This window comes from Propioniciclava soli, assembly GCF_038502305.1.
GTDB lineage: Bacteria > Actinomycetota > Actinomycetes > Propionibacteriales > Propionibacteriaceae > Propioniciclava > Propioniciclava soli.
On record NZ_CP115965.1, the window covers coordinates 1,392,245 to 1,417,081 of the forward strand.

The 24,837-nt window shown below is 71.7% G+C and carries 22 protein-coding genes, 1 tRNA gene and 1 other RNA gene; 19 read left to right on the forward strand and 5 right to left on the reverse strand.

The features are described 5' to 3' along the window. The first annotated feature begins 30 nt into the window (after positions 1-30). The gene (locus PCC79_RS06390; protein WP_342373599.1) at positions 31-408 is read left to right on the forward strand and encodes a DUF3052 domain-containing protein; all 378 of its coding nucleotides are present in this window, start codon (positions 31-33) and stop codon (positions 406-408) included. A gap of 88 nt (positions 409-496) precedes the next feature. Here PCC79_RS06390 and PCC79_RS06395 read toward each other — a convergent pair whose 3' ends face one another. Further along, entirely contained in the window at positions 497-1,204 is a 708-nt protein-coding gene (locus PCC79_RS06395; RefSeq protein WP_342373330.1) for a hypothetical protein, read from the reverse strand. Positions 1,205-1,661: 457 nt separating this feature from the next. Here PCC79_RS06395 and PCC79_RS06400 point away from each other — a divergent pair. Beyond that, positions 1,662-1,737: transfer RNA gene (locus PCC79_RS06400), tRNA-Val, on the forward strand. A 30-nt stretch (positions 1,738-1,767) separates the two neighbouring features. Here PCC79_RS06400 and PCC79_RS06405 read toward each other — a convergent pair. Next, positions 1,768-3,189, reverse strand: a complete 1,422-nt coding sequence (locus PCC79_RS06405) for an NAD-dependent epimerase/dehydratase family protein (RefSeq protein WP_342373331.1) — start codon at positions 3,187-3,189, stop codon at positions 1,768-1,770. Between the two features lie 115 nt (positions 3,190-3,304). Here PCC79_RS06405 and prfB point away from each other — a divergent pair, with 115 nt between their 5' ends. From prfB to PCC79_RS06435, 6 genes are all read left to right on the forward strand, one after another. Then, positions 3,305-4,414 carry a peptide chain release factor 2 gene (gene prfB, locus PCC79_RS06410; protein WP_342373332.1) on the forward strand — a complete coding sequence of 370 codons (1,110 nt, stop codon included), beginning with the start codon at positions 3,305-3,307 and terminating at the stop codon, positions 4,412-4,414. Between the two features lie 131 nt (positions 4,415-4,545). Continuing rightward, the gene (gene ftsE / locus PCC79_RS06415; RefSeq protein WP_232548259.1) at positions 4,546-5,232 is read left to right on the forward strand and encodes a cell division ATP-binding protein FtsE; all 687 of its coding nucleotides are present in this window, start codon (positions 4,546-4,548) and stop codon (positions 5,230-5,232) included. 13 nt (positions 5,233-5,245) lie between these two features. Continuing rightward, the gene (gene ftsX, locus PCC79_RS06420) at positions 5,246-6,148 is read left to right on the forward strand and encodes a permease-like cell division protein FtsX (RefSeq protein WP_342373333.1); all 903 of its coding nucleotides are present in this window, start codon (positions 5,246-5,248) and stop codon (positions 6,146-6,148) included. Positions 6,149-6,196: 48 nt separating this feature from the next. Beyond that, a complete protein-coding gene (locus tag PCC79_RS06425; RefSeq protein ID WP_342373334.1) occupies positions 6,197-7,690 on the forward strand; it encodes a peptidoglycan DD-metalloendopeptidase family protein in 1,494 nt (497 codons plus the stop codon). 104 nt (positions 7,691-7,794) lie between these two features. After that, positions 7,795-8,271, forward strand: coding sequence for an SsrA-binding protein SmpB (gene smpB, locus PCC79_RS06430; protein ID WP_342373335.1), 477 nt, complete (start codon positions 7,795-7,797; stop codon positions 8,269-8,271). A 10-nt stretch (positions 8,272-8,281) separates the two neighbouring features. Next, positions 8,282-10,153 (forward strand): DUF2207 domain-containing protein, encoded by a 1,872-nt coding sequence (locus PCC79_RS06435; protein ID WP_232548255.1) that lies wholly within the window; start codon positions 8,282-8,284, stop codon positions 10,151-10,153. 53 nt (positions 10,154-10,206) lie between these two features. Here PCC79_RS06435 and PCC79_RS06440 read toward each other — a convergent pair whose 3' ends face one another. Further along, on the reverse strand, positions 10,207-10,575 hold the full coding sequence (locus PCC79_RS06440; RefSeq protein ID WP_232548254.1) for an FKBP-type peptidyl-prolyl cis-trans isomerase: 369 nt from the start codon (positions 10,573-10,575) through the stop codon (positions 10,207-10,209). 116 nt (positions 10,576-10,691) lie between these two features. Here PCC79_RS06440 and PCC79_RS06445 point away from each other — a divergent pair, with 116 nt between their 5' ends. Both PCC79_RS06445 and ssrA read left to right on the forward strand, forming a co-directional pair. After that, positions 10,692-11,255: a DUF1707 and DUF4870 domain-containing protein gene (locus tag PCC79_RS06445; RefSeq protein ID WP_342373336.1), complete on the forward strand. Its 564-nt coding sequence runs from the start codon at positions 10,692-10,694 to the stop codon at positions 11,253-11,255. 60 nt (positions 11,256-11,315) lie between these two features. After that, positions 11,316-11,686, forward strand: a transfer-messenger RNA (tmRNA) gene (gene ssrA / locus PCC79_RS06450). A 207-nt stretch (positions 11,687-11,893) separates the two neighbouring features. Here the strand turns inward: ssrA and PCC79_RS06455 are convergent. Beyond that, positions 11,894-12,850 (reverse strand): cation diffusion facilitator family transporter, encoded by a 957-nt coding sequence (locus PCC79_RS06455; protein WP_342373337.1) that lies wholly within the window; start codon positions 12,848-12,850, stop codon positions 11,894-11,896. Between the two features lie 306 nt (positions 12,851-13,156). On the opposite strand from PCC79_RS06455, the gene PCC79_RS06460 reads away from it, so the two are divergent. From PCC79_RS06460 to secA, 8 genes are all read left to right on the forward strand, one after another. Further along, on the forward strand, positions 13,157-13,741 hold the full coding sequence (locus PCC79_RS06460) for a YqgE/AlgH family protein (protein WP_342373338.1): 585 nt from the start codon (positions 13,157-13,159) through the stop codon (positions 13,739-13,741). A gap of 25 nt (positions 13,742-13,766) precedes the next feature. Beyond that, positions 13,767-14,474, forward strand: coding sequence for an MtrAB system response regulator MtrA (gene mtrA, locus PCC79_RS06465; protein ID WP_232548250.1), 708 nt, complete (start codon positions 13,767-13,769; stop codon positions 14,472-14,474). An 83-nt stretch (positions 14,475-14,557) separates the two neighbouring features. Next, a complete protein-coding gene (mtrB, locus tag PCC79_RS06470) occupies positions 14,558-16,057 on the forward strand; it encodes an MtrAB system histidine kinase MtrB (RefSeq protein WP_269779230.1) in 1,500 nt (499 codons plus the stop codon). Beyond that, positions 16,054-17,748 carry an LpqB family beta-propeller domain-containing protein gene (locus tag PCC79_RS06475; RefSeq protein WP_232548249.1) on the forward strand — a complete coding sequence of 565 codons (1,695 nt, stop codon included), beginning with the start codon at positions 16,054-16,056 and terminating at the stop codon, positions 17,746-17,748. Before mtrB ends, PCC79_RS06475 begins: the two co-directional genes overlap by 4 nt. 28 nt (positions 17,749-17,776) lie before the next feature. Further along, the gene (locus PCC79_RS06480) at positions 17,777-18,475 is read left to right on the forward strand and encodes a ComF family protein (RefSeq protein WP_342373339.1); all 699 of its coding nucleotides are present in this window, start codon (positions 17,777-17,779) and stop codon (positions 18,473-18,475) included. A 116-nt stretch (positions 18,476-18,591) separates the two neighbouring features. Further along, positions 18,592-19,203 carry a ribosome hibernation-promoting factor, HPF/YfiA family gene (hpf, locus tag PCC79_RS06485; protein WP_232548247.1) on the forward strand — a complete coding sequence of 204 codons (612 nt, stop codon included), beginning with the start codon at positions 18,592-18,594 and terminating at the stop codon, positions 19,201-19,203. After that, complete coding sequence (locus PCC79_RS06490) at positions 19,200-20,402, forward strand: winged helix-turn-helix domain-containing protein (protein ID WP_232548246.1); 1,203 nt, start codon at positions 19,200-19,202, stop codon at positions 20,400-20,402. Before hpf ends, PCC79_RS06490 begins: the two co-directional genes overlap by 4 nt. A 69-nt stretch (positions 20,403-20,471) precedes the next feature. Next, positions 20,472-23,261 carry a preprotein translocase subunit SecA gene (gene secA, locus PCC79_RS06495; RefSeq protein ID WP_342373600.1) on the forward strand — a complete coding sequence of 930 codons (2,790 nt, stop codon included), beginning with the start codon at positions 20,472-20,474 and terminating at the stop codon, positions 23,259-23,261. A gap of 28 nt (positions 23,262-23,289) precedes the next feature. On the opposite strand, the gene PCC79_RS06500 is transcribed toward secA, so the two are convergent. Beyond that, positions 23,290-23,778, reverse strand: a complete 489-nt coding sequence (locus PCC79_RS06500) for an Rv3235 family protein (RefSeq protein WP_232548245.1) — start codon at positions 23,776-23,778, stop codon at positions 23,290-23,292. Positions 23,779-24,202: 424 nt separating this feature from the next. Between PCC79_RS06500 and PCC79_RS06505 the strand changes: the two genes are divergently transcribed. Further along, positions 24,203-24,802 carry an RDD family protein gene (locus PCC79_RS06505; protein ID WP_232548244.1) on the forward strand — a complete coding sequence of 200 codons (600 nt, stop codon included), beginning with the start codon at positions 24,203-24,205 and terminating at the stop codon, positions 24,800-24,802. Positions 24,803-24,837: the final 35 nt, after the last annotated feature.

The window sequence follows — 24,837 nt, forward strand, 5'->3', positions numbered from 1 at the left end:
AGCCCGGGGGGCGCTTCCCGGGTGGCCGCGATGGGCCTGGAGGCCGGGCAGGTCGTCCAGGAACTCGGCTGGGACGACGACGTGGACGAGTCCCTCCGCGAGGGCATCATGGACGCCATCGACGCCGACCTCGTCGAGGATCCCGTCGAGGCCGTGGACGCCGTCGTGCTGTGGTGGCGCGACGAGGACGGCGATGTCGCCGACGGGCTCGTCGACGCCCTGCGCGATCTCTCCCGGTCGGGGCACATCTGGTTGCTGACGCCCAAGGTCGGTCGCGACGGCCACGTGGGCCCGACCGACATCGCCGAGGGCGCCGTCACCGCCGGGCTGACGCTGGCGAACGTGGCCAACGTGTCGTCGCACTGGCAGGCGCAGAAGGTGGTCCGCCCCAAAGCGGGCCGGCGCTGACTACCTGCTTGCCGCGCGTCGAGGAGACAGGTTTTCTGCAGGGAGTGAGCGCGTCCACCCTGGTCAGGGACGCATACGGAAGGGGGGACTAGGCGGACGAGGTGGGACTGAACGCAGCGCCGCACGCAGAGCAACAGGCTGGACGGGTGACGGTGATGATCGCCTCTGCCACTCCTGGACGACCGTGGCGGCGTGCCAGTTGGCAGTAGCGCTCAGCCAGTCCCGCGAGGTCGGAGGTGTTGTCCGCGGGCGAGAGTCGCCCGTCGCCGGCGCGAGCGGCGTCTTCGCCCAGCACCCATACGTCCTCGCCGCAGAGCGGGCAGGCGACGAGTAGTTCTCCGTCAGAAATCGCGCTGAAGATGTTTGCCCAGTCGCCCTCACGTTCGAGGCCGGCGAGCGCCGCGAGGCCGTACAGGAACTCAGTGTCCGACTGGGCCAGAGCGAGGTTTCTGCTGGCGATCAGCGCGCCGTCCGAGAACTCGGTCGCGTAGTTGGCACGAGTGTCCGCGCAGTCCGATGCGACATCGGTAGAGGCTGCGATCGCGGCCAGCAGATGCAGAGCATCCTCGTAGCCTGCAGGTGCTGCTTCGGTCGCAAGTCGCGCCAAGTACGGCAACGCCGCGAAGCTGGCCGAATAGACCGTGCCCTGGTGGCAGAGCCGCCCCCAGAGATCCTGCCAGGCCTCGTCATCGTGGTTGTCTGCGGCCACCCGATGGAGCAGCTCCGGCACCCCTGTCGCCGGGCCATACGCATCACGCACCGATGTCCAGTCGACCGGCAGGTCCTCGCCAAGCACGTGACCAGTATCCTCCCGAGTTGCGTCTCAATGCCGTTCGGACGGACTCCGCGCACTTGTGCTCCCTTTACGCCCTAGCGAGGGGTCACCGCAGGGAATCTGCGGGCGCACTGATCATTGAGCACGCCTCCTACCTCGACCGGATCCCGAGCTACGGATACGACAGGCTACGCCTCACCCTCATCCTCGACATGCTCTGGACCAACATCGGCGCGAAGCTAGAACACGCGGCCCTCGTCCGGCAACGTGGACCAGCGGCCGCCTGAAGGGGAACCCCACCGAGCCGGGCCACGCCAGCCCGGCGCTTGACATGGCCGCACGCCACCGGGGCCGCGAATACCACCGCTGTCCCTAACGTGCCGTCAAGCGGTTGCGCCGTTAGGTCCCGACCCCCAGCCCCTGTCAGAATGGGAAGCCGAGCGAGTCAGGCTTCCGACAACGAAGCAGACACGTTCTGGGGCGCATAGCTCAGTTGGTAGAGCACCTGCCTTACAAGCAGGGTGTCATCGGTTCGAGTCCGGTTGCGCCCACCACCGTGATCCCCCGTCCCTCCCGGGCTAGGCTCAGCCTTCCAGTTGCGCCAGGAACGGGTTCCGCTCGGCCTGGACGCCGTACTGACCGGAGTCGCGCACGCACTCGGGGCACCAGTGCCCGTTGGTCAGGACCAGCCGGGGGCTGGCGGCGAACGCGTGACCGAACGCGCAGCGCCACACCAGCAGCGCGCCGGCGTCGCCGCGGGGCGCGTCGGGGCTGAGCAGCTCGCCGCCGCGGAAGCGGGCGGCGTCGTGGTAGTCGGAGGCGTCCCAATCATCGGTGGGCTTTGACTCGTCGTAGCCGTGGTCGAGCTGCGTGGGCGTCCGCGAGGGCTCCGGCGGCTCGAAGGTCGACCAGTCGCCGATCGCGCTCCAGGCGTCCTTGGACCCGAAGTGCGCCGCGATCTCATCGGCGCGCCCGCGCCGCAGCGCGTGCAGCGTGCCCCGGGCCTTGCGCGTCAGCGGCCGCATCACCAGGTGCTTCACGATCCAGGCAGGCACCTTGCCCGCGCTGCGCACCGAGGCGGGGGAGGCCGCCAGCGCGCGGGCGACCGCGTCGGCCAGCGTGTCCTCACGGAAGGGAACCAGATCCTGCAGGAGGTCGGAATCGGTGTACCAATGCCCATGGAAGTTCTTCAGGGCGAACCAGTTGCGGTCGTACCAGGCGCGGATGTCCCGGACGCCCATCGCCGCGCCCAGCGTGGTCTGCAGTTCCCAGTTGGTAAGCCGCCAGTCCTCGCCACCCCCGACGTTGTACGTGGCGTTCCAGAACTCCTCGGGGGCGCCCTCGGCGATGCCGGCCAGCAGCCGGGCGGAGTCCTCGTCCGAGGCCCACTCCATCACCCCGGCGAACGGGGTGTGCATCGCGATGGGGTCGCGGATGCCCAGCAACCCCGGGTGCAGGATCCCGGTCTGGCGCAACCAGGCCCAGCGGGGGAGGCCGGAATCCACCAGCAACCGCTCCGCGACCACCTTCGTCTGCCCGTACTCATCGAACTGCGAGACCCGGATCGGGTCGCCGACGCGTCCCCAGTGGTGCGGTGCCTGGCGATCCCCGGTCTCGGCGACCGAGCCGACGCCCACGACCTCGACGGCCCCCGGATCCGGCAACGCCTTCACCGCGGCGATGATGTGCTGCATCGAGCCGATGTTGACCCGCCGCGCGAGCGCAGGGTGGGCGTCCGCCAGGGGCGACACCACCGCACCGACGTGCAGCACCACATCCACCACCGCGACGGCGCGCGCCACATCGGCGGCGTTCGTGAGGTCGCCCCACACGACGGTGAGGTTGGTCATGTCGTCGAACTCGGCCAGGACGCGTCGCTCGGCTGGCGTCGGGAGCGCGAATGCGACGACGTCGACGGCATCGCGGCGGCGCAGCTCGCGCAGCGTGGCGCGGCCCCAGTTCCCGGTCGCCCCCGTCAACAGGATGCGGCGGCGGTGCTCTGCCATGGCAGGTTCTCCTTCGATCCGTGCGACACGTGCGCACTCAACTAGCGCGTGCTAGTTCATGATAGCAGGGCCCCCCATGTCGAGTGGGGGACGGGGGCCGGTAGAGTGGGCCGATGTGGCAGTAGACATCTCCCAGGACATCGCCGACCTCGACCGGTCGCTCTCCTCGATCGAGGCCGTCGTCGATCCCGAGGCCAAGCGGGCCGAGATCGCGGCCCTGCAGGAGCAGGTGGCCGCACCGGACCTGTGGGACGACCAGGAGAATGCGCAGCGCGTCACGTCGCAGCTCTCGCGGCTGGAGTCCGAGGTGGAGCGCGTCGTCCGCCTCCGCGGACGGCTCGAGGACGCCGGCGTCCTGGCTGAGCTGGCCCAGGAGGAAGGCGATCCGGCCTCGCTGACCGAGGCGCAGGCCGAACTCACCCGGCTTCGCAGTGAGATCGAGGCCCTCGAGGTCCGCACCCTGCTGTCGGGTGAGTACGACGAGCGCGACGCCGTCGTCACCATCCGCTCGGGCGCCGGTGGCGTCGACGCGGCGGACTTCGCCGAGATGCTCCTACGCATGTACGTCCGCTGGGCTGAGCGCCACTCCTACGCGGTCAAGGTGCTCGACACGAGCTACGCCGAGGAGGCGGGGCTGAAGTCGGTCACGTTCGAGGTGAGCGCGCCGTTCGCCTTCGGGACCCTGTCGGTCGAGGGCGGCACCCATCGGCTCGTCCGCATCTCCCCGTTCGACAACCAGGGACGCCGCCAGACCAGCTTCGCCGCCGTCGAGGTCATCCCGCTCATCGAGTCGACCGACCACATCGAGGTGCCGGAGACCGACATCCGCGTCGACGTGTTCCGCAGCTCCGGCCCCGGCGGCCAGTCGGTCAACACCACCGACTCCGCCGTCCGCATCACCCACCTACCCACCGGCCTGGTCGTCTCGATGCAGGACGAGAAGAGCCAGATCCAGAACCGCGCCGCCGCGATGCGCGTCCTGCAGTCGCGCCTGCTGCTGCTCAAGAAGTCCGAAGAGGATGCGAAGAAGAAGGAACTCGCCGGCGACGTCAAGGCGTCGTGGGGCGACCAGATGCGCTCCTACGTGCTCAACCCCTACCAGATGGTGAAGGACCTGCGCACCGGCCACGAGGTGGGCAACCCCGACTCGGTGTTCGACGGGGACATCGACGGGTTCATCGACGCCGGCATCCGCTGGCGCATGCAGGGCGAGGCCGACTCCTGAGCGGTGCGCGCAGGCGGCGTGCGTCGGCGTGCCGCACGGGGGCGGCGGGAGTCCTCACCTACAGTTGAAACGGCCGCCTGAGAAAACTCAGGACCCTTCCCCCATTCCCGACTCCGGCCGAGGGCACAGCTGTGATCACGTTCGACCAGGTCGCCAAGACCTACCCCGGGCAGCGGCGTCCCGCCCTGTCGCACATCGATGTCACCATCGATCCTGGTGAATTCGTCTTCCTCGTCGGCCCGTCGGGATCGGGCAAGTCGACGTTCCTGCGCCTGATCCTGCGCGAGCACCGCGCCACCCGGGGCAGCGTGACGGTGAACGGGCACGACGTCGGACGCCTCCCCGGCTGGCGCGTGCCGCGGCTGCGTCGCCAGATCGGCACCGTCTTCCAGGACTTCCGGTTGCTGCCGGGCAAGACGGTCCACGAGAACGTCGCCTTCGCGCTGCAGGTGATCGGCAAGTCGGGGTCCCACATCCGCCGCACCGTGCCGCAGACCCTCGAGCTCGTCGGGCTGGGGGACAAGGCCGATCGACTGCCCGACGAGCTCTCCGGAGGTGAGCAGCAGCGGGTGGCCCTGGCGCGCGCCGTCGTGAACGCCCCGCCGATCCTGATCGCCGACGAGCCCACCGGCAACCTGGACCCGGCGACCAGCGTCGGCATCATGAAGCTGCTCGACCGCATCAACAAGGGCGGAACGACCGTCGTCGTCGCCACGCACGACTCGACGATCGTCGACCAGATGCGCCGGCGCGTCATCGAGCTCAACGCAGGCGAACTGGTGCGCGACCAGGCCCAAGGCGTCTACGGGTATCGGTGAGGGAGGACCTGGCATGCGTCACACGCTGAGGGAGGCCGTCTCCGGCCTTCGCCGCAATCTGTCCATGACCCTGGCGGTCATCGTCACCATGTGGGTCTCGCTCACCCTGTTCGGCGTCGGTCTGCTGGCGGCCCAGCAGGTGGAGCTCATCAAGGGCCGCTGGTACGACCAGATCGAGATCACCGTCTTCCTGTGCACCGCCGACTCCTCGGGGCCCAACTGCACCCCGGGGCAGGACGCGACCGAGGCCCAGCGCGAGAGCGTCCGCGCCGCCCTGGAGGCCAACCCCGAGGTCGAGGCGGTGTTCTACCAGAGCAAGGCCGAGGTGTTTGAGGAGTTCCGCCTCGCTTATGCGGACTCGCCGATCCTCGACTCCATGTCTGCTGAGAACATGCAGGATCTTTTCAGGGTGGCCTTGGTGAACCCCGAGGAATATGCCCTCGTGCAGGGCTCGGTCGGGCAGGTGCCGGGCGTGCAGGCGATCCAGGACCTGCGGCAATACCTGGACCCCCTTTTCGAGTGGTTGAACCTGGCCCGCTGGCTCGCGGTGGGGGCGTCCGCGCTGCTCCTGCTGGCCGCCGGCCTGCAGATCGCCAACACCATCCGCATGGCGGCGATCAGCCGCCGCCGCGAGATCGGGATCATGCGGCTCGTGGGAGCCAGCAACGCCTACATCATGGCGCCGTTCCTCCTCGAGTCGGTGCTCGCCGGGCTGCTCGGGGCGGCCCTGGCGGGGGGCACGCTGGCGGCCCTGCAGAAGTTTGTGATCGTCGACAAGGCTAAACCTGCCATCCAGACTGTGCAGTGGATCGGCTGGGATCACGTGGCTCTCGCCGTCATCGGGCTTGTCACGGTCGCCCTCGTGCTTTCTATCATTCCCACGTTGATAGCGACGCGCCGCTTCCTGCGAGTCTGATCCCCGCAGGGTTCGGTGCGTCGACCGAACCAGCGAAGGGATCCCCCCGTGGACGTCTCGTCCCACGCCCCTGACCGTCCGTCCCGCTCGCGGGGCCGGCGTCGGGCCGCCACCGCGGCCGTCGTCGTGCTCGCGACGGCGCTCGGCACCCCGGTGGCCCATGCCGACACCCTGGCCGATTTGCGGGCCGCGGCCGCAGCGGCCCAGGCCAATCAGAATCAGGCCAGAAATGACATCGGCGAATCGACGGCGACGCTCGATTCGGCCACGCAGAAATTGGCGCAGTCGCAAGCGCAATTGGACGCCGCGCGCGCCGTTTTGGCCGATATGCAGGTGCAATTGTCCGCTGCCCGGGAGCGCGATGCCCAACTGGCCGCCGAGCTGGCCGCCGCCCAGGCGGCCCTCGAGGAGGCCCGCGCCCGCGTGGCCCAGGGCGAGGCCGACGTGGCCGCGCAGCAGAAGCTGATCATCGGCGCCGTCACCGAGTCCTACCAGCAGCGCTCGGGGTTGGAGGGGCTGTCGGTCGTGTTCGACGCGCGGTCCACCGCCGAGCTCGGGCAGCGCATCCAGTGGAACACCACGATCTTCGACACCCAGGCCGCGCAGAAGGCGCGCCTCGATGCGATCCTGCTCCAGCTGCAGGCGGCGCGTGATGAGGCGGCCGCCCTGGAGCAGCGGGTGGCCGACGCCAAGGCCGAGTCCGAGGCAAACGTGCTCAGGATCTCCCAGCTCGAGGCGCAGGCCGCCGCCCAGCAGCGATCCGTCGCCGCTCTCGTGTCCGCCAACGAGGCGGCGCGGCAGAGTGCGCAGGCGCAGCTCGCCGCCGACGAGGCGTCCTACGCGTCCTTCGCTGCGGAGGAGGCCCAGCTGCAGTCCGAGATCCAGGGCGAGCTCAGCCGGCTCAAGGCCGAGGCCGAGGCCCGTGAGCGCGCCGAGCGCGAGGCCCGGGAGCAGGCGGCCCGGGAGCGGGCGCGGGAACAGGCGGCCCGCGAGCAGGCGGCCCGCGAGGCGCGCGAGCGTGCGGCGCGCGACACGGCCGCCGCCCAGGCGGCGCAACGGCAGGCGTCCCAGCAGCGGGTGGCGGCCCCGGCACCGGAGAAGACGTCGTCGACGGCGTCGCGCTCGGGCGGGCGCGTGTCGTCGGCCGGCTTCGTCCGGCCGGTCAACGCCTCGCCGGGCTCGGCCTTCGGGATGCGCTTCCACCCCATCCTCAAGGTCTGGCGCCCGCACAACGGCAACGACTGGGGCGCTGCGACCGGCACGCCGATCTACGCCGCGCAGTCCGGCACCGTGTTGAAGGCCGGCCTCAACGGTGGCTTCGGCAACTTCGTGCTCATCGGCCACGGCAACCTCATCGACGGCAAGTACGTCACGACGGGGTACGCCCACCAGTCCCGCATCGCCGTGTCGGTGGGGCAGCGCGTCGAGCGTGGCCAACTGATCGGCTACGTCGGCAGCACCGGCCTCTCCACGACGCCGCACCTGCACTTCGAGGTGCGCCTCGACGGGGTCCCGGTCAACCCGATGCAGTACCTGCCCTGAGCACCGCCGGCCCCTGCCCGAGCCGCCCGGGAGCACCGGACGGCCCCGGGCGGGCGGATCGGGTTATGCTGGGCGTTCCGGGCGGAACACGAAGGGGGATCTCCATGCCACGACCCACGGGCAGGGTCCTCGTGGCCCAGAACAAGCTGGCGCGGCGCAACTATGCCATCGGCGACACGGTGGAGGCGGGCATGGTGCTCACCGGCACCGAGGTGAAGGCGTTGCGTGCCGGTCGGGCGTCCCTCACGGAGGGCTTCGCGACCGTCGACGACGGCGAGGTGTGGCTGCGCAACGTCCACATCCCCGAGTACACGTTCGGCACCCACAACAACCACCTTCCGCGCCGCAACCGCAAGCTGCTGCTCCACCGCCGCCAGATCGTCAAGCTCGAGCGTGAGGTGGCGGACTCGGGCCGCACCCTCGTGCCGCTGGCCATCTACTTCAGCGACGGCTACGCGAAGGTCGAGATCGCCGTGGCGACCGGCAAGCGCGAATGGGACAAGCGCCAGACGATCGCGAAGCGTGACGCCGACCGGGAGGCGCAACGGGCGCTGGCGACCCGGAACAAGGGCAGGCGGTGACGTGAGGGCCGTGCCTCGACGCCTCCTGGCGGCCCTGGTGGGCCTCGGGGTGATGCTGACCCTGTGGCTCGGGGTGGCGCTCCCGGCGTCCGCCGATGACTCCTTCGACTCCTTCGACGCCGTCTACACGGTGTCACCCGACGGAGCGCTGAGCGTCACCGAGACCGTGGTCCTGCGGTTCGGGGCCGACTCGGGGCGCCGCGGGTACGAGCGCTACCTCGTGACGCGTGAGCGTTACGACGACGAGCAGGACATGGTGTACGACATCTCCAACGTCGAGGTGTCCTCGCCGGATCCGGGGGTTTCCACGGAGGTGCAGACCACCCGCTACAACCCGTCGCCCCGCGAAGGCGTCCTGCGCATCCGCATCGGGAGCGCGGATCGCAGGATCACGGCGCCGACCGCCACCTACGTCATCAACTACGAAGTGCGGGGTTCGCTGCGGACGCCGCAGAGCGGCGTCCCCGAGCTCTACTGGGACGTGACCGGCTCGAGCATGGGCGCCATCGAGACTGCCGGCGTCCGCGTGAGCGTGCCCGGCGGCGCCCAGGGACAGGGGTGTGCGGTCGGGCAGCCGGGCTCGAACACGCCATGCACGAGTGCCACCATCGAGGCGGGTGAGGCGGTGTTCACCCAGGACGGCATTCCCGCGGGCGACCTGTTGACCGTGGGCGTCCAGATGCAGGCGTCCGCCGTCACCGGAGCCACCCCGATCCTGGTGGAGCGCGGGGATGCCCAGGACGTGCGGGTCACCCGCCTCATGCAGGGGGCCGGGGCGGTGGCCGCCTTGGTCATTCCCGTGCTCGGCTGGTGGTACTACCGCCGCAATGGCCACGACCAGCGGTACGCCGGTCTCCCGCCGGGCACCGTCCCTGCGCCGGGCCAACCCGCGACGATCACCCGTCACGACCCGCGCCAGGAGGTGCCGGTGTCGTTCAGCCCGCCGGCGCTGCCGCTGACCTACGCGGGCTTCCTGCTCGACGGCCATTACCGCACCACGCACCTCTCGGCCACCCTGGTGGGGCTGGCGACGTCCGGCACCGTCCAGCTCAGCAGCCAGGACGGAACGACCGCAATCCTCCGCGACCCGCGGCGAGCGCCGGATCATCCGAGCCGCCTGCTGCGCGACGAGATGTTCGCCCGGGGCGAGGACGCGGTGGACGTCAGCCGGGCCGGGCAGCTCGCGCAGGCGTCCGACCGCCTGGCCGCGGATGCGCGCTCCGAGGTGGGGGCGCAGAACTGGTTCACCCAGCTCCGGCGCGGCCGGCGTTCCGGCTCGGCCATGGGGCTGTTGTGGGCGGGCTTCCTCGTCGTCATGTTCCTCGACCTCCCGGCGCTCGGGGGGCTCTGGTGGTTCCTCGGGCCGGCCACGGTGTCGCTGGTGATCACCCTGCTCGTCGTGCGGGCGCGCATGGCGCGCGGGCAGCGGACGGCGCTCGGCCGGGCGTGGACCGACCAGATCGAGGGGTTCCGCACCTACATCGCCACCGCGGAGGCCGACCAGCTCCGCTTCGAGGAGGGCGAGGACATCTTCAGCAAGTACCTGCCGTGGGCCGTGCTGTTCGGCCTGGCCGAGCGGTGGGTGTCGGTGTGCCAGGAGGCGATCTCGCTCGGACGCCTCACCCAGCCCGACACGAGCTGGTACGGGGGCACCTTCTGGGACGGGCCGGTCATCTTGTGGAACCTGGACGCCGTGGGCTCCTCCCTGGGGCCGGCCACCGCGCCGTCGATCGCGCACAGCGGCCCGAGCTTCGCCAGTGACACCGGCTTCGGTGGCGGATCCGGCTTCGGGGGCGGGGGTGGCTTCGGCGGCCTCGGTGGGGGCGGTTTCGGTGGCTTCGCCGGGGGCGGCGGCGGTGGAGGCGGCGGCGGCAGCTGGTGACGCGACGGCGGCGGCGCCCCTGAGGGGCACCGCCGCGTCTTCATGGCGTCAGATCAGGCCACGCCCACCAGGTCGCACACGAACACCAGGGTCTCGTTCGGCTTGATGACGCCGCCCGCGCCCCGCGCGCCGTAGCCCAGGTGCGGCGGGATGGTGATGCGACGGCGTCCACCGACCTTCATGCCGGCGATGCCCGTGTCCCACCCCTGGATGACCTGACCCGCGCCGAGCGGGAACACGAGGGGCTCGCCGCGTCCGTAGCTGCTGTCGAACTCGGTTCCGTCGGACCAGGCGACCCCGACGTAGTGCACCGCCACGCGCTTGCCGGGTGTGGCTTCGGGGCCGCTGCCGGTCTCGAGGTCGTCGAGCTGGAGCTCGGTGGGTGGGGGAGTGTCGGGGATGTTCACGTCTGGCTTGTCCATGCACGCCACGCTACACACCGGGCGCCGCCCACCTGACACCACACACCCACCGCGCCCAGGGGTCGGGCGGGGGTTGACCCGATGGGCGGGCTGCGCCGAGGGGGCACACTGGGAGCATGACCGCCCTGGATGCCCCCCGCCCCGCACCCCCCATCACCGAGACCGAACGGCAGCGCGCCACCCAGCGGCTCTGCGACGCCTACGGCGAGGGACGGCTGGACGAGGTCGAGCTCGACGAACGCCTCTCCGCCGCGCTGGCGGCACGGACGCGTCGCGAACTGAGCGGGAGTCTGGCCGGCCTGCCCGCGATCAGCCGTCAGGTGCTCGCCACCCGGACCGGTCAGATCGCCGGTGGCTTGGCGCACCTGTCGGGCCTGTTCACGTGGATCCTGGGGCCACTGCTGTTCCACCTGATGGGCTCGCGGGGCTCGTCCGCGCGTGCCGAGGCGGCGAAGGCGTTCAACTTCCAGCTGATCGCCGGGCCGCTGTTCCTCGTCGTCGCCATCGCGGCGCCGCAGCTGCTGCCGGACTGGATCGCTGCGTTGACCGTGCTCGGCACTTGGCTCGGCTGGGCCTGTCTGACCGTGGTGGGCGGTGCGCGGGCCTTCAGCGGCCAGCCGTTCCGCAACCCCGTGACCCGCATCGTGCCGTGGGAAGCATTGGACACCCGCGGGCGTTGAGGAGGTAGCGTCCATCCGAGCCGGCGAGGATCGGGTAGGGTGGACGGGCACAACTCAACAGGGGGTGACTGGTTTCGACTCGGGACGGTAGTTCCAGGAGAAGCGGGCCGAGGAGCCAGCGACATCTCGTTAACGAACGCTGGAAACCATTAACTGCCGACAACACTCGCGCAGACTTCGCTCTCGCTGCCTGATCAGTGATCGAAGGGTCAGCCCGGATGTAGCCTTCCGTCCGGTGTCTGGCCTCATCTAGGAGGCTTGCTGACCAGCCGACGCCTTGGCGGCTGGTCGGGACTTCACCAGGGCTGGGCCTGTCCGCGACGTGCCGATGACGAGCGCGGGGGCCGAGCAGAACGACACCATCGGCTGCGCCCGGAGAATGTCTGGTTCGCCTTTCGAGGACGCGGGTTCAATTCCCGCCACCTCCACCCCTGTGTGCCTCGTGAGGGTGCACGTCAACCCCCGGACCCACGCTCAACCGCGCGGGTCCGGGGGTTTAGCGTAGCTGGAGCGATCGTGGTCGCCGGCGCTCCTGCCGGAGGTGATCGCCCCCGCCGACTCCCCTCCCTGCCGCGCCACGTGATGCACCCGGTGCCTGGTCCGTTTGCGATGCGCGGGGTCGTCGGTTCGGGACGCGCTCAGTCGAGCGCCGCCTCACCCGGGGCCGCGAGGCTGAGGACCGCGCGCTCGACGAAGGGGTTGGCCTGGAGGCGGTCCTCGACCGCTTGAAGCCGACCTTGCATGACGGACTCGGTCGCATCGTCCACGAGGTCGACGGCGGCGATGACGAAGACCCGGGAGGGTCCGACGTACTCCATGTGGAGGAAGGTCACCCGGTCGACCTCCGGGTCGGCCTTCAGGACGTCCAGGGCCCGGCGTCGAATCTCGGGGCTGACCGTCTGGCCCACCAGGAACTGGCCGTTGCGGACGATGAGCAGGATGGCGACCACGCCGAGCAGGACTCCGACGAGGATGGAGCCGATGGCGTCGTAGATGGCGTTGTCGGTGATCTCGTGCAGCGCGAGGCCGCCGGCGGCGAGCAGGATGCCCAGGAGCGCGGCGAGGTCCTCGAAGAACACCGCCCGCAGGGTGGTCTGGCTGGTGTCGAGGATGAACCGCATGGGTCGCATGTCGAGCCGGGCAGCGCTCGCGCGCGTCTGACGCACCGCCTGGGCAAAGGAGGTGCCCTCCAGGACGAACGCCACGGCGAGGACGGCGTAGCTCACCAGGTAGTCGCCACCCTCGCCCTCGGCGGAGAGCTCGGAGATGCCGTGCGTGATCGACAGGATCGACCCCGCCGTGAAGAGTCCGAACGCGGCGACCATGGCCCACACGTAGGCCTCGCGACCGTAGCCCAGCGGGTGCGTGTCGTCCGCACGCCGTGCCGAGCGCCGTTCGGCCACGAGGAGCAGTCCCTCGTTGCCGGTGTCGGCCCAGGAGTGGGCCGCCTCGGCAACCATGGATGCCGACCCCGAGAGCAGGGCGGCGACCGTCTTGGCGACAGCGATGAGAGCGTTGGCGCCGAGCGCGATCAGCACAGTGACCAGGTTGCCGCCCTGCGACTCCGGCTGGTCGGGGGCGGGCGTTGCGGTCACGAAAGATCCCGTGCCGCAATGGCGTGCCCCTGCCGAAGCTGGGCGCGGGGGCGGGTTCGTGCGGCGATCCTCGTGATGACCAGGTCCGTCATCGTGGCGCGCGTGTCCATGGTGTTGGTCGTCCCCTCGTGGCCGGCGGCAGCGAGCCGCTTCCTGGCTGCCGCCAGGATCCGGACGCGTCTCGATCTTCGCACGTTGGCGTGGGCCCGGAGTCCTTTCGAAGCGATGAGATGGGACGGCGGCCGCCCCCGGTCGCACGCTCCCGAGGATTCGTGGGCAGCCCCCCGCGCCGGCCTGCATGGCAGGATGAGCCTCGTGGACGCCGACAACCCGGGCCCGGCGATCAGGCCGGGCACCCTGCTGGTGGCTGGCGTCATGGTGGGCGACGGGCTGTTCGACGGCGCGGTGGTCCTGTTGCTCGACGTGGACGGCGACGGCGCGCTCGGCGTCATCCTCAACCGGCTCTCCGACTTTGACCTCGAGCGCGCACTGCCGGGGTGGGAGCGGCTGGTCAGCTTTCCGCACCGCCTCCACGACGGCGGACCGGTGTCGCCGGACGGCGCGATCGCGCTGGCGTCCCCGGCCGATGCCGCGGAGGAGCCACCTGGCTGGCGCGAGCTGTTCGCGACGGTCGGGTTGTTGCACCTGCAGACGCCGCTGGAACTCGCCGACGGTGCGTTCCGCGACCTCCGGATCTTCGCCGGCTACACCGGGTGGGGGCCCGGGCAGCTTGCGGGCGAGATCGCCGACGACCTGTGGCTCGTGGTGCCGGCCACGTACTCCGACGTGTTCGACCCCGACCCCCAAACGCTGTGGCGTCGCGTGCTGGCCCGCCAGGAGGGCGAACTAGGCTGGCTGTCGACATGGACGTCCACCCCCGAGCTCAACTGAGCCGGGGAAGACCGAGGAGGGCAGCATGGGGGAGAGCCGATCCACCGGCGGCGTGATCCTCGTCGTCGACGACGACGTGGCGCTGGCCGAGATGTTGCAGATCGTGTTGCAGGCGTCCGGGTACGAGACCAGCTGGGTGGCGCGGGGGGACAGGGTGCTGGAGGAGTTCCGCCGCGCCCGCCCGGATCTGGTGCTGCTCGACCTGATGCTGCCCGGGCGCGACGGCGTCGACGTGTGCCGGGATCTGCGGGCGGAATCCGACGTCCCGATCGTCATGCTCACGGCCAAGTCCGACACCCGTGACGTCGTGGAGGGGCTGGAGGCGGGCGCGGACGACTACGTGCCGAAGCCGTTCAAGACCCAGGAGTTGCTGGCGCGCGTGAAGACGCGGCTGCGCCGCTCGGCCCCGCCGGAGGAGGACGCCGACACCCTGCGCATCGGTGAGGTGGCGATCGACGTGGAGGCGCACACCGTCCACCGCGGCGGGGAGCCCATCGCCCTGACGCCGCTGGAGTTCGATCTCCTGCTCGCTCTGGCCCGCAAGCCCCGCCAGGCGTTCACCCGCGAGCTGCTGCTGCAAGAGGTGTGGGGCTACCGCCACACGGGGGACACGCGGCTCGTCAACGTGCACGTGCAGCGCCTGCGCAGCAAGATCGAGCGCGACCCCGAGCGGCCCGAGATCGTCGTGACCGTGCGGGGCATCGGGTACCGGGCCGGCGTGCCCAGCCCGTGACCACCCAGCAGGTGGACGCACCGCGTCCGGCCCCCGAACCGCCGGCCCTGGCGCGCTCGCCGCGGGCGTGGTGGTCGCGCTCGTTGTCGTTCCGGGTCGTGACGATGAGTGTCGCCGCCTCGCTGATCGTCCTCGCCGTGACCGGCTGGCTGCTGGTCGACAGTTCCTCCCGCGGCATCCTGGCGGCCAAGACCAGCCAGTCGGTGTCCGAGGCGGCGGCCGTGATGGACGGCATGCAGGCCTCGCTGCGGGACGCCGACCTGCGGACGTCCACGGTCAACGAACGGCTCACCCTGCTGGCCCGGGACGCGGCCAGCCGCGGCAACGTGGGTCACCAGTACGAGGTGGTGATCGCGGGGCCCGTCTCCGACATCGCGTCGGCCGGCGTCGACGTCGCCAGCGTGCCCGACCCGATCCGCTACGCCGTCGAGGTCGGTGGCTCGGAGATGTTCACCACCCCCACCGTGGTCCGGTTCACCGACGGCCGGGCCGACCGGGCGGGGCTGGTGGTCGGGGGCGCGCTCCTGGCCCCCGGGAGCGGGCGCTACCCGGTGTACTTCCTGTTCCTCATGGACCAGGAGCAGCAGACCCTCCAGGTGGTGCAACGCTCGGCGCTGCTCGCCGCCGCGGCCTTCCTCCCCCTGATGACCGGGATCATGTACCTCATCTCGCTGCAGGCGCTGCGCCCGATCCGGGCCGCGCGGGAGACGTCCGAACGCATCGCCGCCGGCAAGCTCGACGAGCGGATGGCCGTCCGCGGCTCGGACGACCTGGCCGGGCTGGGGCGCTCCATGAACCACATGGCCGACGAGTTGGGCCGCCGGTTGGAGCAGCTCGAGGATCTCTCCCGCGTGCAGCGGCAGTTCGTCTCCGACGTGAGCCACGAGCTGCGTACGCCGCTCACCACGATCCGGATGGCGGTGGACGTGCTCTACGAGGGCCGCGACGCCCTGCCGCCGCTGCCGCAGCGCTCGGCGGAGCTGCTCCGCCAGGAGATCGACCGCTTCGAGGTGCTGCTCACCGACCTGCTGGAGATCTCCCGGTTCGACGCCGGCGCCGCCGAACTCCAGGCCGACGAGGTCGACCTCGCCGCCCTGGTGGCGGCGGAGGTGGCCGCCCAGCAGTCGCTGGCCGAGGCGTACGCGACGACCATCCACGTGGACGCCACAGGCGACACCCGCTGCCAGGTCGACCCGCGGCGCATCCGGCGCATCCTGTCGAACCTGTTGAGCAATGCGATCGAGCACGGTGAGGGTCGGGACGTGGACGTCACGGTGCGCGCGAACGAGGACGCCGTGGCCGTCGCCGTCCGTGACCACGGCGTCGGGTTCAGCGCCGCCCAGGCGCACCAGGTGTTCTCCCGCTTCTGGCGGGCCGACCCGTCGCGGCAGCGCACGGTGGGCGGGTCGGGCCTCGGCCTGTCGATCGCGCTGGAGAACGCCGAACTGCACGGCGGCTGGCTCAACGCCTGGGGCCGCCCCGGCCATGGCGCCCAGTTTCGCCTCACGCTGCCCCGGACCCCGGGCGGCATCGTGGCCGAGTCGCCGATCCCGGTGGTGCCGGGGGCGGGGGGCGTCCGTTGAAACGCCGCACGCTGCTGCTCGGGGCGGCCGCAGGCGCCCTGGCCGGCTGCGCCTCGGTGCCGACCTCGGGCCCGGTGACGCAGGTGTCGGCCGACCCCGGCCGCATCAATCCGGGCGTGGAGATCGCACCCGCCCCACCCGGTCGCGACGCCACCCCGAGCGAGGTCGTGGAGGGCTTCCTGCACGCCATGGCGTCCTGGCAGCCCGGGTATCGGCTGGCCCGCGCCTACCTCACCCCGGCCGCGGATGCGGAGTGGAACCCGGACGCCGGCGTCCGCATCTACGCCGAGGGCAACCCCGTCGTCGCCACCGACGACAGCGCCGTGCTGAGCGCCCCCGTGGTCGGCACCCTCGACCACCTCGGATCGTACCGCCAGTCCAGCGGCGAGATCGACCACGACTTCGGGCTGGTCACCGACGCGGACGGCCAGTGGCGCATCGACCACCCGCCCGAGGGTCTGATCGTGTCCGAGTACCTGTTCACGAGTGCCTTCACCCGGGTCGTGGTGTACTTCTTCGCGCCCGGGCAGCAGTGGCTGGTGCCCGACCCGCGGTATTTCCCGCGCGGTTCCTACGCGCTTGAGGGGGCAGTCCGCTCGGTGGTGAGCACACCGACGGCCTGGTTGGCCCCGGGGCTGGACCCCGCGTCCCCCGTGGTGGGGCTGGACTCGGTCCGCGTCGACACGGACGGGGTCGCCCAGGTGGTGCTGCGGCGCACCGGGCCCGATCTGAGCGACGCCGAGCGGAGGGCGCTGGCCGTCCGCCTCGTGTGGACGCTGCGTCCCTTCGAGAACGTGGCGGCGGTCGAGGTCGGCTGGGCTGGCCAGTCGCCGTGGCAGGTGGAGGGGCAGGGGCGTCTCGTGGCGGTGGACGCCTTCGCGGACGCCGACCCGCAGGACCGGCAGACCAGCCGGCAGCTCTTCGCGGTCGTGGCCGGCCGCGTCGTGCGTCTGGTGGAGGTGCCGGGCGGCCTCGAGGCGATCGAAACCGCCCCCGGGCTGGACGCCGTCGCCTACGCCGCCGTCCGCCCGGACGCCCTCGCCGCGGCGGGGGTGAACGCCGACCGCTCCCAGCTCCTGGTGGCACCCATGACCCAGCCGGGAGCCGAGCCGGTCGCCTCCGCCATCGGCCTGCGCCGCCCGCACTACGCGCGGCAGGGCGAGCTGTGGTTCGTCGACGACCGAGGTGCGGTCGGTGCCGTGCTGCCGGACGGCCGGACGGTCGCCGTGACGGTGACGGGCTCGGCTGAGGGCCGCGTCGGGGCCCTGCGGGTCGCGCCGGACGGGGTCCGCATCGCGTTCGTCATGGATGGCCCCGGCGGGGGGACGGTGGCACTCGGCGTCATCGTCCGGGCGGAGGACGAGGTGCGCGTCGAGGGAGTCCGGGCGCTGTCGGTCACGGAGTCGGAACTCACCCAGCGTACCGTGCGCGACGTGGGGTGGCGCAGCGCCGACACCCTGTGCGTCCTCGTCGCCGACGGCAGAACGACGACCGTCATGTCCGTGGCGCAGGACGGGTCGGTGCTCGCGCCCATCGGGCCGACCGGTGAGGACGGGCTCGTCGAGCTCGCCGTGGCACCGGGCGTGCCGGCGCTGGCCCGCTCCACCGAGGGTGAGCTGCTGCGTTACAACGCCGACTTCCGGTGGTCGGCCCAGCAGTCGTCGGCGTCGTCGGTGTTCTACCCCGGGTGAGGTGACAGGCCCGGCCTAATGTCTGGGCGTGTGGGTGCGGGCGGGGGTGGACGCGGCGGCGTCCTGGTTCCTGGGCGCGAGCTGCCCCACGTGTGGTGCGCCCACCGCCGGCGTGTGTCCGGCCTGCCACGCCACACTCACCGGGGTGGCGCCGTTCGCGGCGCCGGTGGACGCCGGCGTCGCCGTGTGGGCCTCGGCCGACTACACCGACCCGTGGCGCACCGCGGCGATCGGGTTCAAGGAGCGCGGCGCGCGCAGTTTGGCCGACCCGCTGGGGTGGGCGTTGGCGCGGGCGGTCGCCGCCCTGCTGCTCGCCGGCGGCCGGCTGCCGGACGGGGTGGACCTCGTTCCCATGCCGTCGCGGGCGGCCGCCGTCCGCGAGCGCGGCCTGGACACCACGGCCCTCCTGGCCCGACACGCCGCCGCGGTGGTGGCCGGCACCGGGCTGGACGCCGGGGTGGACGCCTGCCTGCGCCACCGGCGTCGCGTCGCCGACCAGGCGGGTCTGGATGTCGTGGGCCGTCGGCGCAACGTGGCGGGGGCGTTCGTGGCGCGACCGCGGCGGGGGCGTCCGGTGGTGGTCGTGGACGACCTGGCGACCACCGGCGCCAGCCTGGCCGAGGCGACGCGGGCGCTACGGGCCGCGGGGGCCAGCGTGTGCGGGGCGGCCGTCCTGTGTGCCGTGACGCGGGAACGTCCCGGGGGCGGGGCACCCCCATCCGGGTGAATTGCGGACGGCGCTGCGCTAGGGTCGGCGCATGGCACCAGCAGCCAGGCCCCCGGCGTTCCTCGCCGGAGGCTGGCCCGGTGCCTTTCGTGATCCGCGATCAAGGAGGGTTCGCCATGGACGTCATCGTCACCGGACGCCGCTGCACCATCAACGACGACTTCAGGGAGAGGGTGACCGAGCGCATCGCCTCGATCGAACGCTTCCGCGATCGCGTCCAACGCGTCGAGGTGCAGGTGTCGGCCCACCCCCACAAGCAGCCCGACCACGCCACCAGCGTCGAGATCACGCTGTACGGCCGCGGCCCCGTCGTCCGCTCCGAGGCGGCCGCCGACGACAAGTCGATGGCCTTCGAGCACGCGCTGGACCGGCTGAAGGCCCAGCTCCGCCGCGCCGCCGACCGGCGCAAGGTGCACCGCGGGCTGCGGGTCGCCGAGACGCTCGAGATGGCGTCCGCGCCGGTGGAGACGCCGGCCGTCGACCCGGACGCCCCGCCCGTGCAGCGCATCGGCGGGCTGGAGATCACCGGCGACGGCCCGCTGGTCGTCCGCGAGAAGATCTTCCCCGCCACCCCGCTCACGTTGGCCCAGGCCCTGGACGAGATGGAGCTCGTCGGCCACGACTTCTTCCTCTACGTCGACGCCGAGTCGGGGGCACCGAGTGTCGTCTATCGGCGCAAGGCCTACGACTACGGCGTCATCCACCTCGATCTCGGTCAGAAGGAGTGACGCCGGTTCGGCTCACCCGTGCCGCCGCCCGCCGCATCGCGCTGGCCGCCCAGGGGTTTGGGCGGCCGCGCCCCGCGGCGGTCGGCATGCGCCACGTCGCCCGCGTCATCGGCGACGTCGCGCAGTTCCAGATCGATTCGGTGAACGTGGCGGTGCGTGCGCACTACATGCCACTGTTCGCCCGCCTCGGCCCCTACGACACCGCGCTGCTCGACCGGGCGGCCGGGCAGGCGCCGCGCCGGCTCGTCGAATACTGGAGCCACGCCGCCTGCCTCGTCGATGTCGACCTGTTTCCGGCGCTGCGCTGGCGGATGCGCGCGAATGCGGGCCGTGAGCACGCCACGCTCGCCCGCCTGCGCGCCGAGACACCCGAGCTCGAGCAGCGGGTGCTGGCCGACGTCACCGGCGCGGGGCCCCTGACGCCACGCGAGATCGACCACGCCGAGGAGCGCTCCCGCGACCACTGGGGGTGGAACTGGTCGGCCGTCAAGCACGTCCTAGAGCACCACTTCACGGCCGGAACGGTCGGCGTGGCCAGCCGCAACGCCGCGTTCGAGCGGCGCTACGACCTGACCGAACGCGTGGTGCCCCCCGCCGTGCTCGCGCGCGGGGAGCTGACGGCCGAGGACGCCCACCTGGCCTATGTGCGCCGGGCGGCGCGCGCCTTGGGGGTCGCTGACGTCAAGGCGCTCAGCACGTACTTCTACCTCCGCACCGATGCGGTGCGCCGGGCGGTGGCGACGCTCGAGGCGTCCGGCGAGCTGGTGCCGGCGACCGTCGCCGGGCTGCCGCAGCCGTTCTGGCTGTGGCACGCGGCGCGACGGCCGCGCAACCTGGCCGTGCAGGCCCTCGTGAGCCCGTTCGACACGTTGGTGTTCGACCGGCCACGGCTGGAGCAGCTGTTCGGCGCCGAGTACCGCATCGAGATCTACGTGCCCGAGCCGCAGCGCCGTTACGGCTACTACGTGTACCTGTTCCTCCACGGCGACGCGGTTGCCGCGCGGGTCGACCTGAAGGCCGATCGGGCGGCCGGCGTCCTGCGGGTGCAGGCCGCCTGGCTGGAGGAACCGGCACCGGCGGCCGCGACGGCCGCGGCGCTGGCGTCCGAGCTGCGCACGATGGCGGGCTGGCTGGGGCTCGACGACGTGGTGCCGGCCGGCCGAGGCACCCTCGCTGCGGAGCTGGCCGCCGCGCTGTGAGGGCCCGCCCGGTGGGGGCGGGGGCCGGGGCCGGTAGGATGACTCCTCGTGGGACTTTTCGACAAGCTGATGCATCTCGGCGAGGGGCGACAGATCCGTCGCCTCGCGGCGATCGCCGACCAGGTCAACCTCGTGGGGCCGGAGTTCGAGGCGATGAGCGACGACGACCTGCGCGCGGAGACGCCGGCGTTCCGCCAGCGGATCGAGAACGGGGAGTCGCTCGACACGATCCTCCCCGAGGCGTTCGCCGTCGTCCGCGAGGCGGCCACCCGCGTGCTGGGCAAGCGGCACTACGACGTGCAGATCATGGGCGGGGCGGCCCTCCACCTCGGCAACATCGCCGAGATGAAGACCGGTGAGGGCAAGACCCTCGTCGCGACGCTGCCCAGCTACCTCAACGCCCTGTCGGGCAAGGGCGTCCACGTCGTCACGGTCAACGACTACCTGGCGCGTTACCAGTCCGAGCAGATGGGCCGTGTCCACCACTTCCTGGGCCTCGAGACCGGTGTCATCCTGCAGCAGATGACGCCGGCGCAGCGCCGGGTGGCCTACGCGGCCGACGTCACCTACGGCACCAACAACGAGTTCGGCTTCGACTACCTGCGCGACAACATGGCGCTGTCGCTGGCCGACTGCGTGCAGCGCGGCCACCACTTCGCGATCGTGGACGAGGTCGACTCGATTCTCGTCGACGAGGCCCGCACGCCGCTGATCATCTCCGGCCCGGCAGAGGACAACCACCGCTGGTACCCGGTGTTCTCGCGCCTGGTGAAGCGCATGAAGCGCGACACCCACTACGAGGTCGACGAGAAGAAGAAGACCGTTTCGGTGCTGGAACCCGGCATCACGATGGTCGAGGACAGCTTGGGCATCGACAACCTCTACGAGTCGGCCAACACCCCGTTGATCAGCTACCTGAACAATGCGGTGCGCGCCAAGGAGCTGTTCCGGCGGGACAAGGACTACATGGTCACCCCCGAGAACGAGGTGCTGATCGTCGACGAGTTCACCGGCCGCACGCTCGTGGGGCGTCGCTACTCCGAGGGCCTGCACCAGGCGCTCGAGGCGAAGGAGGGCGTCCAGATCCGCGAGGAGTTCCAGACGCTCGCGACGATCACGCTGCAGAACTACTTCCGCATGTACGACAAGCTCGCCGGCATGACCGGCACGGCGAAGACCGAGGAGAGCGAGTTCCAGAAGATCTACGGCCTGGGCGTGCTGCCGATCGCCACGAACAAGCCGATGATCCGCGTCGACCAGCCCGACCTCATCTACCGCACGGAGGACGCGAAGTTCGACGCCGTGGTCGCCGACGTCGTGGAGCGCCACGCCGCCGGGCAGCCGGTGCTGCTGGGCACCGCGTCCGTCGCGAAGTCGGAGATCATCAGCGCCCGGCTCGTGAAGGCCGGGGTCAAGCACGAGGTGCTGAACGCGAAGAACCACGCGCGGGAGGCCGCGATCGTGGCGCTCGCCGGCCGCAAGGGCGCCGTCACCGTGGCCACCAACATGGCTGGCCGCGGTACCGACATCATCCTGGGCGGCAACGCCGAGTTCCTGGCGGACGCCGCCCTGCGGCAGCGCGGGCTCGACCCGCGGGAGAACGCCGAGGAGTACGAGGCGGCGTGGCCCGAGGTGTACGCCGAGCTCGAAACGCAGACGGCCGCCGAGCACGAGGAGGTCGTCGGGCTGGGCGGGCTGTACGTGGTGGGCTCGGAGCGGCACGAGAGCCGACGCATCGACAACCAGCTGCGCGGCCGGTCGGGTCGACAGGGCGACCCGGGGGAGTCGCGGTTCTACCTCTCGCTGGCCGATGACCTGATGCGGTTGTTCAAGGCCGACCTGATCGAGCGCGTCCTGCTCGTGCTCAACGTGCCGGACGACGTGCCGATCGAGAACAAGCAGGTCACCAACTCCGTGGCGAGCGCCCAGGAGATGGTGGAGGCGCAGAACTTCGAGATGCGCAAGAATGTCCTGAAGTACGACGACGTGATGAACCGGCAGCGGCACACGATCTACGGCGACCGGCGCAAGGTGCTCGAGGGCGCCGATGTGGACGGCCAGCTGCGGGTGGCGACGTCGCGCGTCGTGGAGCAGGTCGTCCGCCAGCACACCGAGGGGTTCCTGGAGGACTGGGACCTCGAGGCGCTGTGGACCCAGCTGCGGACCCTCTACCCGGTGGGCCTCGACCTGGAGGAGTACGCCGAGCGCACCGACCTGACGACCGACACGCTGGTGGACGACTTCGTGGCGGACGCCGACGCCGCCTACGACCGGCGCGAGGAGCAGCTGACGGCCCCGGTGATGCGCGAGCTGGAGCGGCGCATCGTCCTGACCGTGCTCGACCGCAAGTGGCGCGAACACCTCTACGAGATGGACTATCTGCGCGAGGGCATCGGCCTGCGTGCGATGGCGCAGCGCGACCCGCTGGTGGAGTACCAGCGCGAGGGTGGCGACATGTTCAACGCCATGATGGACGCCTTCCTCGAGGAGTCGATCGGCTTCCTGTTCAACCTGGAGGTCAACGCCGCGCCCCAGACGGCCCCGGCGCCGCAGGTCGGCGTCGTGACCGGCGCGGACGGGGCGCCGGTGAACGTCGCCGGGGCGGTGCAGGCCCCCGGCCTCACGCCGCAGCGCGAGCCGGCCCGGTTGACCTACACGGCTCCCGACGAGGACGGCCAGGCCGTCCGCAGCGCGGCCCCGGCGCAGGACGCGGCGTCGGATGGTGGTGCGGGTGCGGGTGCGGGTGCGGAGGACGGAGACGATGCCGACCAGCCGCGCCGCAGCAAGCTGGGCCCGAACCAGCGCTGCCACTGCGGGTCGGGCAAGAAGTTCAAGCACTGCCACGGCCGCACGGTCTGAGGCGGGCGCTCTGCCCGGGCGGGACCGGTCAGGAGTGGCTCCGGAACGGGCGGGTCGCCCCCTCGACGAGGCTCCCCTCCAGGGCGGTGCAGCGCCAGCGGGTGCGGCGCCCCTCGAGGCGGAGCGCCAGCGCGGCGTTGCGGTGGGCGTCGGCGAGCCGGAGCGTGACCTCGGCGACGCCGGGTCGGGGCTCCTGCATGCGGAACGAGGCCACGACCAGGCCGTGCGCGACGCGGGAACGCAGCACGTGACCGACCACGCTGCCCACCTCCTCGGCCACGATGGGGTGGGCCTGGCTCGGTGGACGCCGCCCGGCGAGCACCTCGACGAGCGCGACGGCGATCGCCCGCACGACCCGTTCCTCCGCCGTTCGGGAGGGCTGGGCGGGCCAGAGATCGGGCCGGGGCTCCCGGAACGGCAGCTCCGGCTGCGCCGGGCCATCGGCGGGCAGGGGTGGAACCAGTCGGATGAGCACCGGGCGGCTGAGGGGCGCGAGGGCCGGCACGGGAACCGTCATGGGACGAGCCTGCGGCGTGGACGCCTCGCGCCGCCAGCGCGACCGGTGCCGCCTGTGGACAACTCGCCCGCTCCCGGCACCCGATGTGAATGGGGAGTCCTCCCCACCGACAGTCCCCCTTCGCTCTGGCAGGCTTGGCACGACGATTCCAGTGCTCACCGCGCTCAGCCGGTGACGGACGCGAAGGAGGCCCCGGCCCGTGGAGTGCTCCTTGTGCCGGCACCACAACACCGCAGGGGCGCGCAGCTGCGCGCGCTGCGGCGCGCCGTTGGGAGGCGCGACTGCCGCAGCACGGCAGAGCGGACACGTCGGGCCGCGTCCAGAACCGTGGACCGGCGACGGTGAGCACCGGGCGGACAGGGCGGGCCGTGCGGACAGGGCGGGCCATCCGGACGAAGTCGACCCGGCCGCTCCGGAAGACGGCGTGGACGGTCGCACGGTGGCCCGGGCGGCGCTGCGCGGGGCGGGTGGGGGCCCGGTTCGTGGCCCCGCCGTCGTCCCGGACCCGGTTCGCCGACCTGACCCCACCCGGGCATCCGACCCGGCCCGGCGCCCCGCGCCGGCTGCGGCGACGGTGGCGCCCGATCTCGCACCTCTTGGCCAGCGATTCGGCGGAGCGCTGTTGGACGGGTTGTTGTTGAGCGCCGTCATGCTCGGGGCCCAGTTCGCGACCGGCTTCGTCGTGCCCCGGCCCACGACACCGCAGGCCCTGGCCGCCTACGTGGCGGCGATGGCGACCGTGCTCGGGAGCGTCTCGCTGCTGGCGCTGGTGTACTTCACGATCGGCAATGCGCGGGGTCAGACGCTCGGCAAGCGGCTGGTGGGGACGCGGGTGGTGCACTATCGCACCCGCGAGCGGCTCGGGTGGAGCCGGGGCCTCGCGCGCGCGGCGATGCTGTTCGTGCTCGGATTGCCCGCCGGTCTGGGCTACCTGTCGGTGCTCGGGCCGGAGCGGCGCGGCTGGCACGACCTGGCGTCGAACGCCGTGGTGGTCAGCGTCCCCGCACGCCCCCGCGCCGCCTGACCCGCCAGCCACCGGCGGGGTCGCGGACGCCGAGG

Excerpts from the sequence above, each read along its gene's own strand:
- ftsX (WP_342373333.1), top strand. The coding sequence starts at position 5,246 with ATGCGTCACACGCTGAGGGAGGCCGTCTCCGGCCTTCGCCGCAATCTG.
- PCC79_RS06445 (WP_342373336.1), top strand. The coding sequence starts at position 10,692 with ATGACCGCCCTGGATGCCCCCCGCCCCGCACCCCCCATCACCGAGACC.
- PCC79_RS06390 (WP_342373599.1), top strand. The coding sequence starts at position 31 with ATGGGCCTGGAGGCCGGGCAGGTCGTCCAGGAACTCGGCTGGGACGAC.
- PCC79_RS06460 (WP_342373338.1), top strand. The coding sequence starts at position 13,157 with ATGAGCCTCGTGGACGCCGACAACCCGGGCCCGGCGATCAGGCCGGGC.
- hpf (WP_232548247.1), top strand. The coding sequence starts at position 18,592 with ATGGACGTCATCGTCACCGGACGCCGCTGCACCATCAACGACGACTTC.
- secA (WP_342373600.1), top strand. The coding sequence starts at position 20,472 with ATGCATCTCGGCGAGGGGCGACAGATCCGTCGCCTCGCGGCGATCGCC.
- PCC79_RS06440 (WP_232548254.1), bottom strand. The coding sequence starts at position 10,575 with ATGGACAAGCCAGACGTGAACATCCCCGACACTCCCCCACCCACCGAG.
- smpB (WP_342373335.1), top strand. The coding sequence starts at position 7,795 with ATGCCACGACCCACGGGCAGGGTCCTCGTGGCCCAGAACAAGCTGGCG.
- PCC79_RS06500 (WP_232548245.1), bottom strand. The coding sequence starts at position 23,778 with ATGACGGTTCCCGTGCCGGCCCTCGCGCCCCTCAGCCGCCCGGTGCTC.
- PCC79_RS06405 (WP_342373331.1), bottom strand. The coding sequence starts at position 3,189 with ATGGCAGAGCACCGCCGCCGCATCCTGTTGACGGGGGCGACCGGGAAC.
- mtrA (WP_232548250.1), top strand. The coding sequence starts at position 13,767 with ATGGGGGAGAGCCGATCCACCGGCGGCGTGATCCTCGTCGTCGACGAC.